This is a genomic window from Geobacillus sp. CX412, assembly GCF_027942335.1.
Lineage (GTDB): Bacteria > Bacillota > Bacilli > Bacillales > Anoxybacillaceae > Parageobacillus_B > Parageobacillus_B toebii.
Genome location: NZ_CP103461.1, coordinates 762,174 through 777,907, shown reverse-complemented (window position 1 = coordinate 777,907; position 15,734 = coordinate 762,174). Strand labels below are relative to the sequence as shown.

Below are 15,734 nucleotides of genomic sequence, written 5' to 3'. Positions count from 1 at the left end.
TAAATATACCGAACTTATGTTCTGTTAGAGGTGAAGAAAAGATGAAAAAAGCTTATTTTTCGAGAAGATTGTATAAATCCGAAATGGATATTCTTCATGTGACGGAAACATCTTATGCATTAGAGTTATTCCATCAAGCGAAACGTTTCGCCTTTCAAACACTGATCCGGGAAAAGCGATGGGGACGAAAATTAAATGAAGAAAGCCTGCATATCGTTGTGAAGAAAAAATACGGACTGAATGACTATTTTGCCAACAGTGCCGTCCGAGAAGCAAATGCTCTTTTCTCCTCTCTAATGGAATTAAATAAAATACATGTTCAACAGACAGAAGAAAAAATAAAAGATGTGAAGAAAAAACTGAAAACAGAACGAACCAAACTTACGAAATTACGCAAAATCAAAGAAAGTTGTATCAAAGGAAACTTACGTTTTCCAAAAAACACAAACTTTGTTTTGCATAAAAGCGGAATCATTTCTTTAGGATTAAAAGACCGTTCTTTCATTTGGATGAACACATATCTTTTTGAACATTGCTATCTCGATGTAGAAATCAAACGAACCAAAGCCAAAATTGGCCGTTTAACCCATCGTTTGTATCGATTAGAACAAAAGAAAACGAAATTAAAAGAGTATATCCCAAGTGTCGTGTTCGGAGGCAAAAAGTTGTTTAAACAGCAATTTACGAAAGAAGAATTTATAAAGGACCACGAATCTTGGAGAAAACTCTTTTTAGCTGCGCGAAATAAAGAAATGATCATCTCCGGCCGGAAAGATGCCGGTTCTGGAAACTTTGTATTCCATTATAATCGAGAAACCAATGAACTACATATGACCTCTGTAACAGGAAAGGTAATCACTTTTCCTGAAGTGGTGTTTCCATACGGGCAAGAGATCGTAAATAAAGCGGTGACAGATCAAATCCAATGTAAAAACAAAAAAGAGTATGGTAAACCGATTTCTTGGTCGATCGAAGATCACGGGGAATACTATATTATCAAATGTTTGGTGGATGTAGAATCGAATCCATATATTCATTTTTCTACCTCTGACGGAGTGATCGGAGTAGATTGCAATTACAATCACATTGCTTGGACAAATGTTTCGAAAGACGGAAACTTTTTGGAAAGTGGAAAATTAACGTTTTCGATAGAAGGGAAAACTTCGGGCCAGATTACAAAAATCATGGAAGCAGAAGCCATTGCTTTAGTGGATATTGCGGTTCGAAAGAAAAAACCTATTGTTTTGGAAAAGTTGGATACCACCTTATCCAAAACAGGGAATCGATACGGCAACAAAAAAGCAAATCGAATGAAGAGTATGTTCGCGTATCGAAAAATGATACAAGCGATCAAAAGCCGTGCCGACAAAATGGGAGTTGCTGTTATAGAAGTGAATCCGGCTTTTACTTCTGTCTCTGGGAAACTGAAATATATGCGCAAATTCGGTATCTCTATCCACCAAGCAGCTGCATTTACGATTGGCCGTCGAGGATTAGGATATAAAGAAAAAACTCCAAAGGTGCTGAAAAAATATATCCCGAAAAATACTTCGCATCATTGGAAGCATTGGTCTATTTTAGATAAAAAGTTTTCTGTTCGGACACATACGCTGTATCATCTTTTCAATGTGAACCAACCACACCAAGGAATAGATGTATTTCACCCATCGTTGTTAGAAGAAGAAAAACGTCAATTAATAAAAGCTTTATCGTAATAAACTATTAGAATATCATTATTTCTTGAAGTTTTAGAACAGAAGAACGCATTGTACCAGTCTCTTACTCTCGTCACCGGAGCAGATGGCGATTCTAGGAGCTGGGTGCATTGCAATGCGTTCTTTGGATGCCATACGAATGGAAGATGGTGTACCTTCTATATGTGCTTTCATAGGCATATAGCTGGTCGTCCCGAAAGGATACTTCGGACATCTTGTATGGCTACTCCTCTCGTTGAACGGAGGGGGGTCTTGGAACCTTTGAGCAACTATGGCCAGAGGAAACAAGAATCCCCCACTTCCACCGGCATTAGCCGGTAAGTGGGGGTAGTTCAATGTTGAATATGGTTGAAAATATCGTACATCGGCACGATAATCGAGGTGACAATCGTCCCGACGACTCCTGCTAAAAGTACGATCATGATTGGTTCGATCAGCGACTTCAGCCGGTCGACTCCCGCGTCCACTTCTGCTTCGTAAAAGTCGGCGACTTTGGAAAGCATCGCATCGAGTGATCCCGTTTCTTCGCCGATCGTAATCATTTGCGTCACAAGCGGCGGAAACGCCCAATGCTTTTTCATCGGTTCGGCAAGCGATTGTCCTCGTTCAAGCGAATCGCGCGCCTGCCTCATTACTTTGGCAATGACTTCATTTTCGACGACGTTTTCTACAATCGACAATGCTTGCAAAATCGGAACAGAGCTGGAAAACAGCGAACTTAACGTCCGCGTCATGCGCGCTAATGCCGCCTTTTGCACGAGCTTTCCAAAAATAGGGATGCGCATTGCGGCATAGTCAAGGTAATATTTTGTTTTCTTTTGTTTTTTCATGAATAAAAACAAAACATATATCGCTATGAACACAATGACAACGAGCCACCAATACGTTTGCATCACTTCGCTTGCGCGCAACACGAACTTGGTGATCGTCGGCAGTTCGGCATGAAAGTCAGCAAACATGGCGACAAATGTCGGGACAACAGTAACTAATAAAAAGATGACGACCGCAACGGCAATAATGGCTACCGCTATTGGATAGGCAAGCGCTGAGACTATTTTTTGTCTTGTGCGGTGGATCTTTTCAAAGTGATCGGCAAGCCGCTCTAACGTTTCATCCATATTTCCGCCCGCTTCTCCCGCTTTTACCATGTTCACAAATATCGACGGAAATATACGCGGATGCTTCGCCGCGGCAGCAGAGAGCGGGTTCCCGGCACGAAGCGATTCTTCCACTTCCATCAGCGCGTTTTTCAATGCCTTGCTTTCTGTTTGGCTCGCTAAAATGCGCGTGGAGTCCACGACCGATACTCCCGCTTTTAGCAATGTCGCGAACTGGCGCAAATAAATGACGAAATCTTGCAGCTTTACCGCTTTTCCAAATGTAATTTCTTTGTTTAACAACGTTTGCGGCACTTCGGCAATTTCGATGACTTTAATCCCCTTTTGCCGCAATTTTAGGATCGCGTCCCGCTTTGACGCGCTGACAATCGTACCTGTTTGCTTTCTCCCCTTTATATTTCGGCCTTCATATTTAAACTGAGGCATATTAGCCGCCACGCTCCTGTACAAGATAAGGTTCAGCCGCATCGCGAAGGATCAGCCCGGCTTGCATTAACTCTTTAATACTCATCGCCAGCGTATGCATGCCAAGGGAGCGGCTTGTTTGCATAACGTTAATGATTTGATGGACTTTTTCATTGCGAATTAAATTGGCGACTGCCGTGTTATTAATTAAAATTTCCGTGGCAGCGACCCGTCCTGTTTTTTGCGGTGTTGGAAAAAGACGCTGAGAAATAATCGCGACAAGAACGGACGCGAGCTGAATGCGAATTTGCGATTGTTGGGCAGGCGGAAACACGTCAATAATCCGATCGATCGTCGCCGGCGCGCTCGATGTATGTAATGTGCCAAGAACGAGATGCCCCGTTTCCGCCGCCGTAATGGCGGTATGAATCGTTTCCAAATCGCGCATTTCCCCGACTAGAATAACATCGGGATCTTGACGAAGCGCCGCGCGCAGACCGTTGGCAAAATTGTTCGTATCAAAGCCGACTTCGCGCTGGTCAATAATGCAGCTGCCGTGCTTGTGCAAATATTCGATAGGATCCTCCAGCGTAATAATATGTTTCCGCATCGTTTTGTTCATATAGTCAATCATCGCGGCAAGCGTCGTCGACTTCCCGCTTCCCGTCGGGCCTGTCACTAGCACAAGCCCGTGCGGTTTTTGCGCAATTTGTTTTAATACTTCAGGAAGGCGCAGTTCATCAATCGTTGGAATTTTTGTCGGAATGATGCGGATCGCCAGCGACACGCACGACCGCTGTTTATACGTATTGATGCGGAAGCGGGAAACGCCGGGAATTCCGTACGAAAAATCCAATTCCCCATTTTCTTCAAATTGCGGCCAAAGGCTAGACGGAATGACCGCTTTTGCCATTCCTTCCGTATCTTCCGGCCGCAAAATGTCTTGGCCATACCTTTTTAATTCGCCATTGATGCGAAAAATCGGCGGCACCCCGACCGTTAAATGAACATCAGAAGCTTTTAGTTCAAACGCGGCACGTAAAAGAGCGTCCAATCTTTGCTTCATTTTTTCTCACCTTTAACTTAAAATCGCCACTTTCAATACCTCTTCTAGCGTCGTTAGCCCTTGTTTTACTTTTAATAATCCGTCATCAATCAAAAAAATCATTCGGTTTTTAATGGCAAGCTCGCGCAATTTCGAAAATGGCTCTTTATTTAAAATCACGCGGCGCATCTCATCGGTCATCACAAGCAGTTCATGAATGGCGATTCGTCCTTTATAACCTGTCATATTGCATGTTGGGCAGCCGCGGCCGCGAACGAGCTTATCGATTTTCATGCCGCGGCTGGCAAAAATTTCGATTTCCCTCTTTGTCGGCTCCTGCTCTTCTTGACAATCGCGGCAGACGCGGCGGACGAGCCGCTGGGAAACAACGCCGGCTAAAGAGGCGGCCACAAGAAACGGCTCAATTCCCATATCAATCAAGCGCGTGATCGTGCTTAGCGCGTCGTTTGTATGAAGAGTACTTAACACCAAATGACCAGTTAATGACGCGCGAATCGCAACTTCTGCCGTTTCACGGTCGCGGATTTCTCCGACCATAATAATGTTTGGATCTTGCCGCAAAATGGAGCGCAATCCTTGCGCAAACGTCAATCCGACATTTGGATTGACTTGAATTTGATTGACGCCTTCAATTTCATATTCGACCGGGTCTTCGATCGTAATAATATTTACTTCTTCGCTGTTTAAATGGTTTAGCGCCGCATATAGCGTTGATGATTTCCCCGCCCCAGTCGGGCCAGTGATCAGCACAATTCCGGTTGGTCTCTCAATCAGTTCAATAAACCGCTGTAAATTCAATTGATTAAATCCGAGCTTATGAATATCATTTAATGCCGCCCCTAAATCAAGGATGCGCATCACAATTTTTTCACCGTAAACCGTCGGCAATGTGGAAACGCGCAAATCGACCGGATGGAAGTCAATGTTCATTTTAATCCGCCCATCTTGCGGAATGCGATGTTCGGTAATATCCATATTCGCTAAAATTTTAATTCTAGCTGTCAGCATGCTTTGCATATGTTTTGGAAGCGCGCGGTCTGTCCGCAATATACCGTCGATGCGATAACGGACAAGCACTTTCGTTTCCTGTGGATCAATATGGACATCGCTTGCCCGCTGTTCAACGGCGAGCTGCAAAATTTGGTTCACAAGCCGGACAATCGGAGAATCCTCTTCGGTTATTCGTTCCTCTTCGACCGTTTCCGTTGCGGGAGCCATTTGCAAAAAATCTTCTACCGATTCATCAATGTCGTAATACTTATTAATGGCGCGCAAAATATCATCTTTCGAGGCAATCGCCGTTTCAATATGGAACCCTGTCGAAAGGCGCAAATCATCAATGACAAAAAAGTCCATCGGATCAGCCATTGCCACAAGCAAGCGTTCTCCCTCAATTTTTAAAGGCATCACCATATGCCGCTTGGCAAATTCTTTTGAAATGAGATTTGTCACCTTTGGATCGATCGGATAGCGATATAAACTGACATGCGGGATGCCTAACTGAAATTCAAGCACTTCAATTAATTGCTGCTCCGTAATATACCCACGCTGCAAGAGCGCATCGCCCAGCTTTTGGCCGGGAGCTTTTTCTTTTAACGCTTCCTCCAGCTGTTCCTCCGTAATGAGCCCCGCTTCCACTAATAAATCTCCTAAACGTTTCCGCTCTTGTTTTTTCTTCATCGTTCATCCCTGCTTTTCGTGATCATGGCCTTTTTGCTGGCCGCTAGAGTCATTCGTTGTGGAAGGTGTTTCTTTTTCGGATTGCTTTTCTTCAGATTGACCGTTATTTTCGTCTTGCTTTTCTTTCGGTTGCTCATCATTTTTACTTTCATTATCTGTTTGTTTTTCATCCTCTGTTGACTGTTCTGATGAAGATGGAGTTTCATTTACATCAGAATTGCTGTCCCCAAGTTCTAATCCACGAAGTTCAATGTTGTACGATGGCGGATAAAAGTCTTCGGCAATCGTTTCCACATGTACAAGATGGTTTTCATCATACGTTTCCCTTTTCACTTTGACAAGCATTCCTCTTTTTCCACTTTGCTTTAATTGACGTTCCCCAGGACGAAGGAGAGGGCTATATTGAACAACCGTCCTCGGTTTGAAATATTCGATATCTCCAACTTTCACCACATACTTATAGGCAAATGGCAGTCCGAAAAGCGTGACATGCAAACGGTTTTTTTCTACCCGGAACTTTAGCGTATAAGCAGTGGTATTCGGATTATAAAACTGCAAATCACGATTGCCGCCGTCTACTTTTGCTTCATAGCCAATCGTTATTCCATCAGGAAGTTCGCGGCTTGTATGCCGCTCCAATACCGTAAAATTCGTCGGCAAAATCGTTTGATAAATCGCTGAGGCAATCATGCTCATCTCTTCGGAAGAAAGCGACCCGCTCGTCTCCTTGACATATTCAGCAAGCGAAAAAATGCTTTTTCCTTTAATTTCAATGGTCGGATTGGCAGAAATCCATTCTAGCAATGGTGCTGGTCTTTTCCAAAATTTCAGTGTTGCCGTGCTAACCGGCTGCATCGTTTCATTGGAACGGGAAACATATGCTGCAAGATCAACCGGCTGGGACGGTATCTGTAAACTGGCTGCGATATTCGTTACATCATTTTGTAATTTTTCGAGATTAATAGAAGATGCGAGCGAAGGGGGAAGCAATTTTTTTATTGTTTTGGAAAATGCCTGCACGTCGAATTGAACAAGAAGTGGGGACGGCCGTCCCGCAACCATTTGCCTTTCGCTTTGTTCGATTTGGAACGTAAACAATGATGCAGGAATCTCTCCTTTTTTTTCTTGATACGCCACAGGAATCGTCGCATTCGCCTTCCATTCATTCACTCTTTTTTCGATTGCTTGCAGCGCTTCTAGTTTTGTTTTATTCGCTACAGAAATAGGCCCAACCATCGTTCCTGCGGGCAGGCGGTCTGTCTCTTTAAAAAACGTTTCGTAGGCTAAAGCGCCAATTTGCGAAAAGCTGATCAAATAAATCGTACAAATCGCAATAACGAAAAACAATTTTACCGCAGCAACCTGTCTCACCGCCTACCTCCCCCTTTTGCTTATGCCTCGACGTTCATCGATATATCGACGATCACGCTTGGTCCTTCTTCCTGTGCTTTTTGAATATGTTCTTCTGTCAAAATGGTACCAGCTTCAATGAATTTATTCCCGTTTTTATCAAAAATATCTTTTGTCACACGTTTGCCCTTCAAAAGCTCCACTTGCTTTTCGCGCAGCGCTTGAAGCGCTTCTCTGTTTTCCGCTTCTTCCACCATTGTTTCGATATTGGCATGCCAATCATGCACATCATGGGCCAATTCAGTCGATGTTTGTTCATTTCGCGAAACATTTTCCGCCATTTCCTCGTCTTTTTGATCTTTTGCAGAAACGAGCAAATGTGCCTCATCAAGCAAAGAAGATGGCGCATTGTCATGGACAACTAAAATATCTTTTCCATATGTTAATATAAATTCCGATGATAACACTGCCTGACGGTCACCGACGTGCAATTCAATGCCAATAATTTCTCCCGTTTCTTCATCGACAAAAAATTCGGTTACCTCACCTAGCAGCTGTCCTTTTCTCGTCATCGCTTTCGTGTTTTTGATGCGAATTTGTTTATTGACAAGCTGATTGGCAATCGGAATTTCCGATAAATCAATAATATCGTGAGAGCTTTCCACCGTTACGGCAAATTCGCCGATACCGACCACTTTTTTAAACGGGATCGCTTTTAAGCTTAACTGAACATCTTCTTGTTCAACCGTGAGAAAATCAACGGATCCTTTCTCTGGATTAATGACTAACGTTTTTACGGTTCCTATTTGCGTGCCATCAGAAATACTAATAATTGGAAGACTGATGATTTGTGCACTATTTTTCATATTTTCACCACACCTGTTCTTTATAATTTCTGTAATGTATGTGTAAGAAATTGAATTTCCTCTTGTATGATTGGATAGGAGCGAAATTTTTCTTTCAGCTCGGCAAGCAACGATGCAAGTTTACCGTATTGTTTCTCTAATAAATAATGTTCCATTAACAAACACGCAAACACGTAATAGTCATAATCGGGTAACGGGGTTTGCAAACATTGAATAATACGTTGTTCATATTCTAATGGATCTATATGCTTGCGGTTTAACTGAAGCTCAGTAACTATGGTTTGCAAAATTTCGGACTGAACCGGCCTAGTAGCAATGAGACTTTCCAATAGACTAACATCGTTTTCCTTGGTAGAAATGGCTTGCTCTTTAGCGCCCAAATCACTCTCATTCTCTTGTGGCCGTTCATTGTCATTCCATCCCGCTATTTGCGCCTCTTGTGCTTTTCCATCTAATTTTTCCTGCAGCATCTTTTCGTTTTCCAAAGAGAATGATTGTTTTGCCTGTGAAGAAATAGCTTCCTTTGATTCCGTTTTCTCGGAAAGAATATCGTCCCATTCGAAACTATCCGGTTCTATTTCTGCCGCCTGTTCATTCTCTTCCATTGCTGAAGGCTGCGTCAGCATGCTCCAATCTTCTGGTGAAATATGTAATCGATTCTCTTCGCCATCGCGCGCTGCCATCACTTGTGTGCCATCGGACACAACACCCAAATTTTCTTCCATTTCTGGCGTTATGGTAGGAGGCAACTCATCAAACGGCATATCCGTATTTCGTTCGATATTTATTTCCATTTCCAACGGCCATTCATTGAAATTGTCCGTCTCGTTTATATTGTCATTTTCCACTGTCTCCCATGGGAGATCACTTTCGGACATATCCTCGTCCTGCTTTTCATCTGTGGCCACAGTAGGCGGCAGCTCGCTTATTTCCACCATTTCGCTTTGTTCAGGGTTCTTTTCATTTTCCCATGGAAATTCCTGTTTTGCCGTTGTTTCGATTTGTTCGATTTGCTCTATATCGGCAGCGATCTCTAATGGAAGCTCATCGACCGTAATGATTTCATCTTGCTCTACTTCCGTGCTTTTTTGTGAAACATTTTGCGGCACTATTTCTTCATTGACTCGCACTGCTTCTTCATCATGCAACGCGTCCGTATTTTCGCTAAGTTCATCTTGGTCTTCGAATTCATCCTCGTCCATTTTGTTTGCTGCATAAAAAACATGTGCAAATTGACGATGAAGCAAATATGTCACCGCAGCCATAAGCAACCCTAATAATAGAGCAAGCTTCCACATCGGAAAGAAGGACTTTGCTACTAAGGCAAGAAGAGAAAGAAACAAGGCAATGATGAGTGCTGCGATTTTCCCGCTCCAACTTAATCCTATAGGAAGAATAAGCAAAATCGGAATGGCAAGGATAAAAGCAATGATCAAAAATATAACGTGTTTCAATGTTTCACCCCGTTTCCCCGCACCATTATATAAGACAATTTTCCTAAAAATAACGCAATATCGACTCTAACATATTGTATAATAAAGTTACATATTTTGAAAGAAGGGCATGTCAAATGGAGCAAAAGAAATTTTTTGTGATCCATCATTCAAAAGGGTTTACCTTAATTGAAGTGCTATTGTCCATCACCATTTTGTCCGCTGTTGCAATAGGAATGTTTTCCTTTTTTACGAACGCCATGAAATATACAACCTACAACCAAGGAAAAACGGTCGCCATCAACATTGCCCGCGGCGTATTGGCGTATATGGAGCGTCTTGATTTTACAGCATTAAAACAATACGTTGACAACGAAATACATAATACGGACAAACCGTTTGCCCAAATGGATGCTTCATTCTGCAATTTGCCGCTGTTTGGCGACAAACAAGTTTGTGAGGCGATTCTTCGGCCGACCATCAATAACGTTACGTATGATGAAACACGCATTCATGTGTTCCTCATTCCTTATAATGACAGTGAAGTGTGGGACAAATTGCAAAAATCTCCTCCGGAAGAATTTCCGGCATCTTTAAAAAAACAAATTAGCGAAGAGAGGATAAAAAATCCAGATCCAAAATTACAAGACTATTTGCTGAAAATTTATGTGATTGTCCGCTGGGGAGATCGTGTCGATGATTCGGAATGGCTAGAAGGTGTGATTGCCAATGAAACGATACGTTAATAACACGAAAGGATTATCGCTTGTGGAACTGTTGGCGGCAATTACAATCTCCTCGCTTATACTCGCTTCCATCTATGGAGTGTTCTTCAGCGGACTTAACGCATACAAACGAATCCATATCGAAAATCAACTGCGCAGCGAAGCCGATTATATTGTCGCCACCATTATGAATAAACTTTACGCGTTTGCGCCGGATGGGATCGAGATGGATAAAGGCCAAACGACAAATGCACAAATCATATTTGTAAACGATAAACGAAAAGATATCGATCCTTACGGCTTTGTTGAAGAAAAACCAGAACCAACTCCTGAAACGCTTACCGTTGCCTTGCAGGATGGCTCGATTGCCATCGATGGCGAACATCTGCATTCGGATCGTTTAAAAATTGTTGCGGAAGAATCCGGGTTTTCCTACACCTGCGCCAAACAAGAAGAAAATATTTGCCGCAGCGGCGTCGTTACCATTAAGCTTGCCGTCCAAGACCGCGACCATGATGATCCGGATGACTTGCTGTATATCAAACCATTTACATTAAAGACCGAATTCGGCTTTTAAAGGAAGTGGGCGCATGAACGAAAAAGGATATAGTTTAGTAGTCACGCTTCTGATTATCACTATTTTTTTCATTCTTGGCTTAACGATTTTATCTGTTGCAATTTACCAAGCGCGATTTACGGAAGTGCGCGTGGAAGACGTGGAGTCGCTTCACGAAGCAACGCAAGCGATTGAAGAAACGATCGCGGAAATGAAGGTAGCTATTTCGAAACCTTCTTTTGAACTGTCTACTCCTGGAAATTTGGATACACAATTGGCTGTGCTGCTCCCTGATTTAGAAAATCGCTATGGAGTAAAGATTCAGGACGTAACGTCGACGGATGATTACAATATCAATCGTAATAAATTGTTCACCCGAGTTTTTTTGCTTTCCAAATCGTACGGTAACAAAACGGTGGAAAGACGGGTGATTTTGACAAATACGCCAAGCTTTCTAAAATACGCGATCGGGTCGACAAAAGACGTTATTTTAAACGGCGGGGCGTATATTGATGGGAATATCTATGCTGGAGGAAATGCCTACGTTACAAATGTAGCAAATTACATTGATAACTCCAAAAAATATATGGAACAAACATCATTTCCAACAACAAGCAAAACAAGTGTATTGTTTGTCAATGGAAGTTATTATTCCTGCGACCATGAAAACGGGGCACGCACTTGTTACAACATTGCGGACAACTATTTTCAACGCCTGGTGGCGAACTATTCTAATGACGTTCGTTTTCAATCCCAAGCTCCTTCCATTCAAAAAGAACGAGAGGAATTTATTGATGTGGATTTCGAATGGACCGTAAAAGATAAGTTGTTAAACGCGGCGGGAATAGAAACATTCAGCCAAGAATATGAAACTTATATTGATATTGATAAAAGCATAAGCCAACTTTTCCATGAGCTGCAGGACCGCTTTGCCGTTTTTGACAGTGTTTCGTCATTACAAGAAAATATCGATTCAACGAATCAATCTATTATTCTTCAATCAGAAGATTCTCCGTTATTTTTCCTTGATCAAGGAGAGCTTGATTTACAAGAAAAATGGCTGATTGTCAATGGCGATTTATTTTTGGGGAATAGTGTCGACAAGTCAACAAAAGTTCGGGGAAATATCATCGTGCTTGGCAATTTGACAATCAGCGGTGATATTGAGCTTGATTCGACGATTTACGTCTTTGGGCGCACGTTGATTTACAACGCTAACATAGCCGGCTGGGATGACAAAGAAGTCGTGCTCCTTTCCAAGGGGCGGTTGGAAATCGCGCGAATCAATGAGTTTGAAAACAATCTTTCTCTGGAACCGCCGAACTTAAAAGGATACTTTTATACTGAAAGCAACGCGACTGTCTATGCTGTCGGCTCATATATCAATATTGAAGGCGGTTTGTTCGCGCGCGGCGACACGTCAAGCACAGCACCGGACTTTGACGTCTCCGGGCTTGTGATCAACGCTTATCGCGGACAAGTCGATCGGCCAAATCGTCTTTCCTTCACCCAGTCAAACGATATTGAACAGTCCCGCTTTGTCATCCGCCATGATAAATCGGTATTTATCAATCGTGGGGAAGGATTGCCGTTTGTGAAAAAGCTGTCTCTTGTTGTTGACAAATTAATCGTAAAGTAAAAAGAAAGCAAAAAAGAAAGGATGCCTAAAGCGAATGTTTAGGCATCCTTTTTATTTTACCATCTATTCTTTCCGCTTTCTCCATCGCTTCCTGAAGACGATTTCTCTTGGACAATCACCGTGATTGAATCTTTAATTTCCTGTCCATCCTTTGTTTTCGCTTTGGCAATCGCGGTAATCGTTGAATATCCAACATCTTTGGCTACGATATACCATTTTCCTTGCTGCGGGCGCACTTCGACATATTCCGGAGCGGATGATTGTACAGAGTCAAGGCGTTTATCTGTCGCATTACTTGGAATAAAGGTTAATTGCGATTCGATGTCAAGCTCTTCTCCTACCGTCATATATAAAACTTCCTGTTGGAAACGAATCGCTTCTAATGGAACAAATGGATCGATCACCGTAATCGTCGCCGTCGCCGAAACGTTGCTTCCGTCCATTGCCCGCACCGTAATCTCAACTGTTCCCGGATTTTTGGCAGTAACTTTTCCGTCCTCCACTTCCGCGACGTCCGAATTGCTTGAAATCCACTGCAATGTTTTGTTTGTCGCATCGCTTGGTTCGATCGTTACCGAAATCGTCTGCGTTTCGCCAACTTCCATCGTTTGTTTATAGTCTAATGTTAATTGGCGAACACGCTTAATGTATGTCAGCGATACAGTGGTAATGCCGTCTCCTTTTGTCAATCCTCCTGCCGCTTTAATGGATATCGTCGACGTTCCATCCCAAGTGACCGGAATTTCATATGGCGAATCGAGCGGCTTCCAAGCGTTATTTTGCTTTGGATTTTCGACTTTATATTCGTACGTGACTCCCTCTCCTGCGACACGTCCTGTTACTTTAACGGTTACCGGTTGGGTAACAGTCGCGCCGCTTGAGATTGGCTGGCCGTCTTCAGCTATAATTGCAACGCGCGGTTTTAAATATAGCGCTACCGTCTTATCATTATTGTACGTGACAAGAAGAATAGAATCATCGCCTTCCTGAAATTGCAGCGCCTTTACTGGAAGCATAAGCAATCCATAATCGTTTGGATGTTTCGTCGTTCCAAGCAAATTGGTTGCTGAATCAAACTCTTGCCATTTCGTAATAAGGCCGCGGCTGTCTCCTTCATAATACATATCAGGAAATTCACGCAAGCGGACTTTCATTCCAATCCGTTGGGAAGAAGCCTTTAATGACGATTTCCGCGCGCCGTATTTGCTGTCTTGGAAAGAAACAACAGCCGGCGGCAGCTGCACCCCTTCCATCGCCCAGTTTGCTTGAAGCGTCATTTCAGCGGTAATCTCGTTGTTATTTAGCTGCTTATAGTCAATGACCGTATTTGGAAACGCAATCTCAGCGTACTGGACGCCGTTTTCCGTGCGCACAGTCACGTTTGGCGTTGGAACAACCGTAATCCCGTCTGGAAGTGGCTGAATCAATTTAATGTTGCTGATGTTTCCGGACGCGTTTCCGACATAGCCAATAGCAGTTAGCGAATAACGTGCCTTGAATCGGTTCGAATCACCATCCGCATTGCCGAATTTCACTAAGTCGTCTACGTCCCTTGTGATTCCTTCAAGCGTCACCGTTCCGTCAAACGATGGCGGCACCTCGTCTTTGACAACGACCTTAACTGATTTCGTAATCGGTGCCTGTTCTATTCCATATACATCACGATACGCCAATTCCGCAGTAAACGTATACTCCCCTTTTGCTTTAAAACGCACCGGAATTGAAACGGTAAATGGCGGTGGTGCCGGCTGTCCTACTTTATATGGAATCGAAAGCGTGATATAGGCGTTTTCTTTCTTATCATCGAGCCAAACGTGATCCGTCTCGACAATTTCCACGTTTCCGCCAAACGAGGTTAGCGGAATTTTTATCGTTCCGCTTAACACCGGATCATTAGCGAGCTTCGAAAACTGCTGGAAAATTTCCGTTAAGTTTTGCGGTGTTCCTTGCTTCGCCTGCCCGCCTGCTGTTGATGACAACTTTTCTAAATAGCCCATGTCGACTTCTTGATAATTACCGAAGCCGATAGAATAGAGCACAATATTGTTCATGCCGAGATTCCTAGCAACACTGATTGCGTCCGTACGAATTTTTTCCTCTGTGTCTTGATAATTTACATATCTTAATTGTTTAATTCCATATTGCGAATAAGCTGTTCGCACAGCAGTTCGTCCGTCAGCTAGTAGTACATACTCAACATCTGCCATTTCTGTCCATGTAATTCCCAAAAAATCAAACGTAACTTTTTCTCTAGTTCTTAACACTGTCGGCATTCCATCCGTTAAAAAAATGATATATTTTTTCCGGGTCGAGTCGTTAAAAAACGATTGCGCCGTTTGCAATGCCGCCGAATAGTTCGTGCCTCCACCAGCAGTAAGGCTTTTCGCCGTGCTGGCAATAAAGTCTAATTGCGCTTTCACATCCTGTTTCGCCGAAAAAGGCACGATGTTTTCTACCGTATCAGAAAACGGAACGAGAGCAAATCGGTCATTCGGGTTGGCGTTCGCCTTAAAATAATCGACGGCAGACTGAAGCGCAGATTTTGCGCTTTGGAGCTTCATCAGCGTCATCGATCCTGACACGTCAAACACAAACACGACATCAATCGGCGGGCGAACGATGTTGTCCACTCTTCCTTTAGGAATTAACGTTACATCCAATCTCCCTTGCGCATCTCCGTTCGGCGGCTTCGCGTATTCGCTTTGCGGGGATGTAAACGCAAAATCTAAATATGCGCTGCTTTGGGAATTTCTTTTCACATATTCATAAGGGACAGATGGGAAAGAAAAATATTCCCCGTTCTCTCGATAGGCAACAACGACAATTTTATACGTCACCGTTTCTCCTTGCACCGCCGGCCAATTGCCGGTCATATCGAGCGAAAACGTATATTTTTTCTCGCCGTTTCGGTCAGCCGGGAGTTCGACCGCATCTACGCGATAGCTTTTTACCGTTGTGTTTTCCTGTCCCTTTACGCTAACGCGGACAACAAAATGGGTGATCGTGTTTCCTTTTCCGTTCCCTTCGCCCGGAGATGTCGCCCATCCTTCGATTTTCCTATCCGTTACTAAAGTAATCTTGCCTTCTTTTTTGTCATCCGCCCGCGCCGGCTGCGCGCCGATATGAAAAAAGCCTACGATCATCACGAAGATTCCGATGAATGATATGAATTTTCGCCACA

The 15,734-nt window shown here is 43.2% G+C and carries 11 protein-coding genes; 4 read left to right on the top strand and 7 right to left on the bottom strand.

The window, feature by feature from the left end; genetic code table 11:
- The first annotated feature begins 41 nt into the window (after window positions 1–41).
- Window positions 42–1,715 (top strand): IS200/IS605 family accessory protein TnpB-related protein, encoded by a 1,674-nt coding sequence (locus NXM86_RS03950; RefSeq protein WP_062677138.1) that lies wholly within the window; start codon window positions 42–44, stop codon window positions 1,713–1,715.
- A 332-nt stretch (window positions 1,716–2,047) separates the two neighbouring features.
- Here the strand turns inward: NXM86_RS03950 and NXM86_RS03945 are convergent, their stop codons facing one another.
- From NXM86_RS03945 to NXM86_RS03920, 6 genes are read right to left on the bottom strand one after another with little or no spacing between them, the layout of a single operon-like run.
- Entirely contained in the window at window positions 2,048–3,259 is a 1,212-nt protein-coding gene (locus NXM86_RS03945; protein WP_498958648.1) for a type II secretion system F family protein, read from the bottom strand.
- A 1-nt stretch (window position 3,260) separates the two neighbouring features.
- The gene (locus tag NXM86_RS03940) at window positions 3,261–4,304 is read right to left on the bottom strand and encodes a type IV pilus twitching motility protein PilT (RefSeq protein ID WP_498958646.1); all 1,044 of its coding nucleotides are present in this window, start codon (window positions 4,302–4,304) and stop codon (window positions 3,261–3,263) included.
- Between the two features lie 12 nt (window positions 4,305–4,316).
- Window positions 4,317–5,984 (bottom strand): GspE/PulE family protein, encoded by a 1,668-nt coding sequence (locus NXM86_RS03935; protein WP_498958645.1) that lies wholly within the window; start codon window positions 5,982–5,984, stop codon window positions 4,317–4,319.
- A 3-nt stretch (window positions 5,985–5,987) separates the two neighbouring features.
- The gene (locus NXM86_RS03930; protein ID WP_498958644.1) at window positions 5,988–7,355 is read right to left on the bottom strand and encodes a VanW family protein; all 1,368 of its coding nucleotides are present in this window, start codon (window positions 7,353–7,355) and stop codon (window positions 5,988–5,990) included.
- Between the two features lie 20 nt (window positions 7,356–7,375).
- On the bottom strand, window positions 7,376–8,200 hold the full coding sequence (locus NXM86_RS03925; RefSeq protein WP_062753078.1) for a PRC-barrel domain-containing protein: 825 nt from the start codon (window positions 8,198–8,200) through the stop codon (window positions 7,376–7,378).
- Window positions 8,201–8,220: 20 nt separating this feature from the next.
- Window positions 8,221–9,654, bottom strand: coding sequence for a hypothetical protein (locus NXM86_RS03920; RefSeq protein ID WP_498958643.1), 1,434 nt, complete (start codon window positions 9,652–9,654; stop codon window positions 8,221–8,223).
- 116 nt (window positions 9,655–9,770) lie between these two features.
- Between NXM86_RS03920 and NXM86_RS03915 the strand changes: the two genes are divergently transcribed.
- From NXM86_RS03915 to NXM86_RS03905, 3 genes are read left to right on the top strand one after another with little or no spacing between them, the layout of a single operon-like run.
- Window positions 9,771–10,379 (top strand): type IV pilus modification PilV family protein, encoded by a 609-nt coding sequence (locus tag NXM86_RS03915; RefSeq protein WP_062753082.1) that lies wholly within the window; start codon window positions 9,771–9,773, stop codon window positions 10,377–10,379.
- Window positions 10,363–10,935 (top strand): PilW family protein, encoded by a 573-nt coding sequence (locus NXM86_RS03910; protein ID WP_498958642.1) that lies wholly within the window; start codon window positions 10,363–10,365, stop codon window positions 10,933–10,935. The genes NXM86_RS03915 and NXM86_RS03910 overlap by 17 nt, the downstream gene beginning before the upstream one ends.
- A 13-nt stretch (window positions 10,936–10,948) precedes the next feature.
- Window positions 10,949–12,553: a hypothetical protein gene (locus tag NXM86_RS03905; RefSeq protein ID WP_498958641.1), complete on the top strand. Its 1,605-nt coding sequence runs from the start codon at window positions 10,949–10,951 to the stop codon at window positions 12,551–12,553.
- 56 nt (window positions 12,554–12,609) lie between these two features.
- On the opposite strand, the gene NXM86_RS03900 is transcribed toward NXM86_RS03905, so the two are convergent.
- Window positions 12,610–15,696 carry a VWA domain-containing protein gene (locus NXM86_RS03900; protein WP_498958995.1) on the bottom strand — a complete coding sequence of 1,029 codons (3,087 nt, stop codon included), beginning with the start codon at window positions 15,694–15,696 and terminating at the stop codon, window positions 12,610–12,612.
- Between the last annotated feature and the right edge of the window lie 38 nt (window positions 15,697–15,734).

Bases quoted from the DNA above. Each gene is read 5' to 3' on its own strand.
- NXM86_RS03950 (WP_062677138.1), top strand. From the start codon at position 42: ATGAAAAAAGCTTATTTTTCGAGAAGATTGTATAAATCCGAAATGGAT.
- NXM86_RS03945 (WP_498958648.1), bottom strand. From the start codon at position 3,259: ATGCCTCAGTTTAAATATGAAGGCCGAAATATAAAGGGGAGAAAGCAA.
- NXM86_RS03940 (WP_498958646.1), bottom strand. From the start codon at position 4,304: ATGAAGCAAAGATTGGACGCTCTTTTACGTGCCGCGTTTGAACTAAAA.
- NXM86_RS03935 (WP_498958645.1), bottom strand. From the start codon at position 5,984: ATGAAGAAAAAACAAGAGCGGAAACGTTTAGGAGATTTATTAGTGGAA.
- NXM86_RS03925 (WP_062753078.1), bottom strand. From the start codon at position 8,200: ATGAAAAATAGTGCACAAATCATCAGTCTTCCAATTATTAGTATTTCT.
- NXM86_RS03915 (WP_062753082.1), top strand. From the start codon at position 9,771: ATGGAGCAAAAGAAATTTTTTGTGATCCATCATTCAAAAGGGTTTACC.
- NXM86_RS03910 (WP_498958642.1), top strand. From the start codon at position 10,363: ATGAAACGATACGTTAATAACACGAAAGGATTATCGCTTGTGGAACTG.
- NXM86_RS03905 (WP_498958641.1), top strand. From the start codon at position 10,949: ATGAACGAAAAAGGATATAGTTTAGTAGTCACGCTTCTGATTATCACT.
- NXM86_RS03900 (WP_498958995.1), bottom strand. From the start codon at position 15,696: ATGATCGTAGGCTTTTTTCATATCGGCGCGCAGCCGGCGCGGGCGGAT.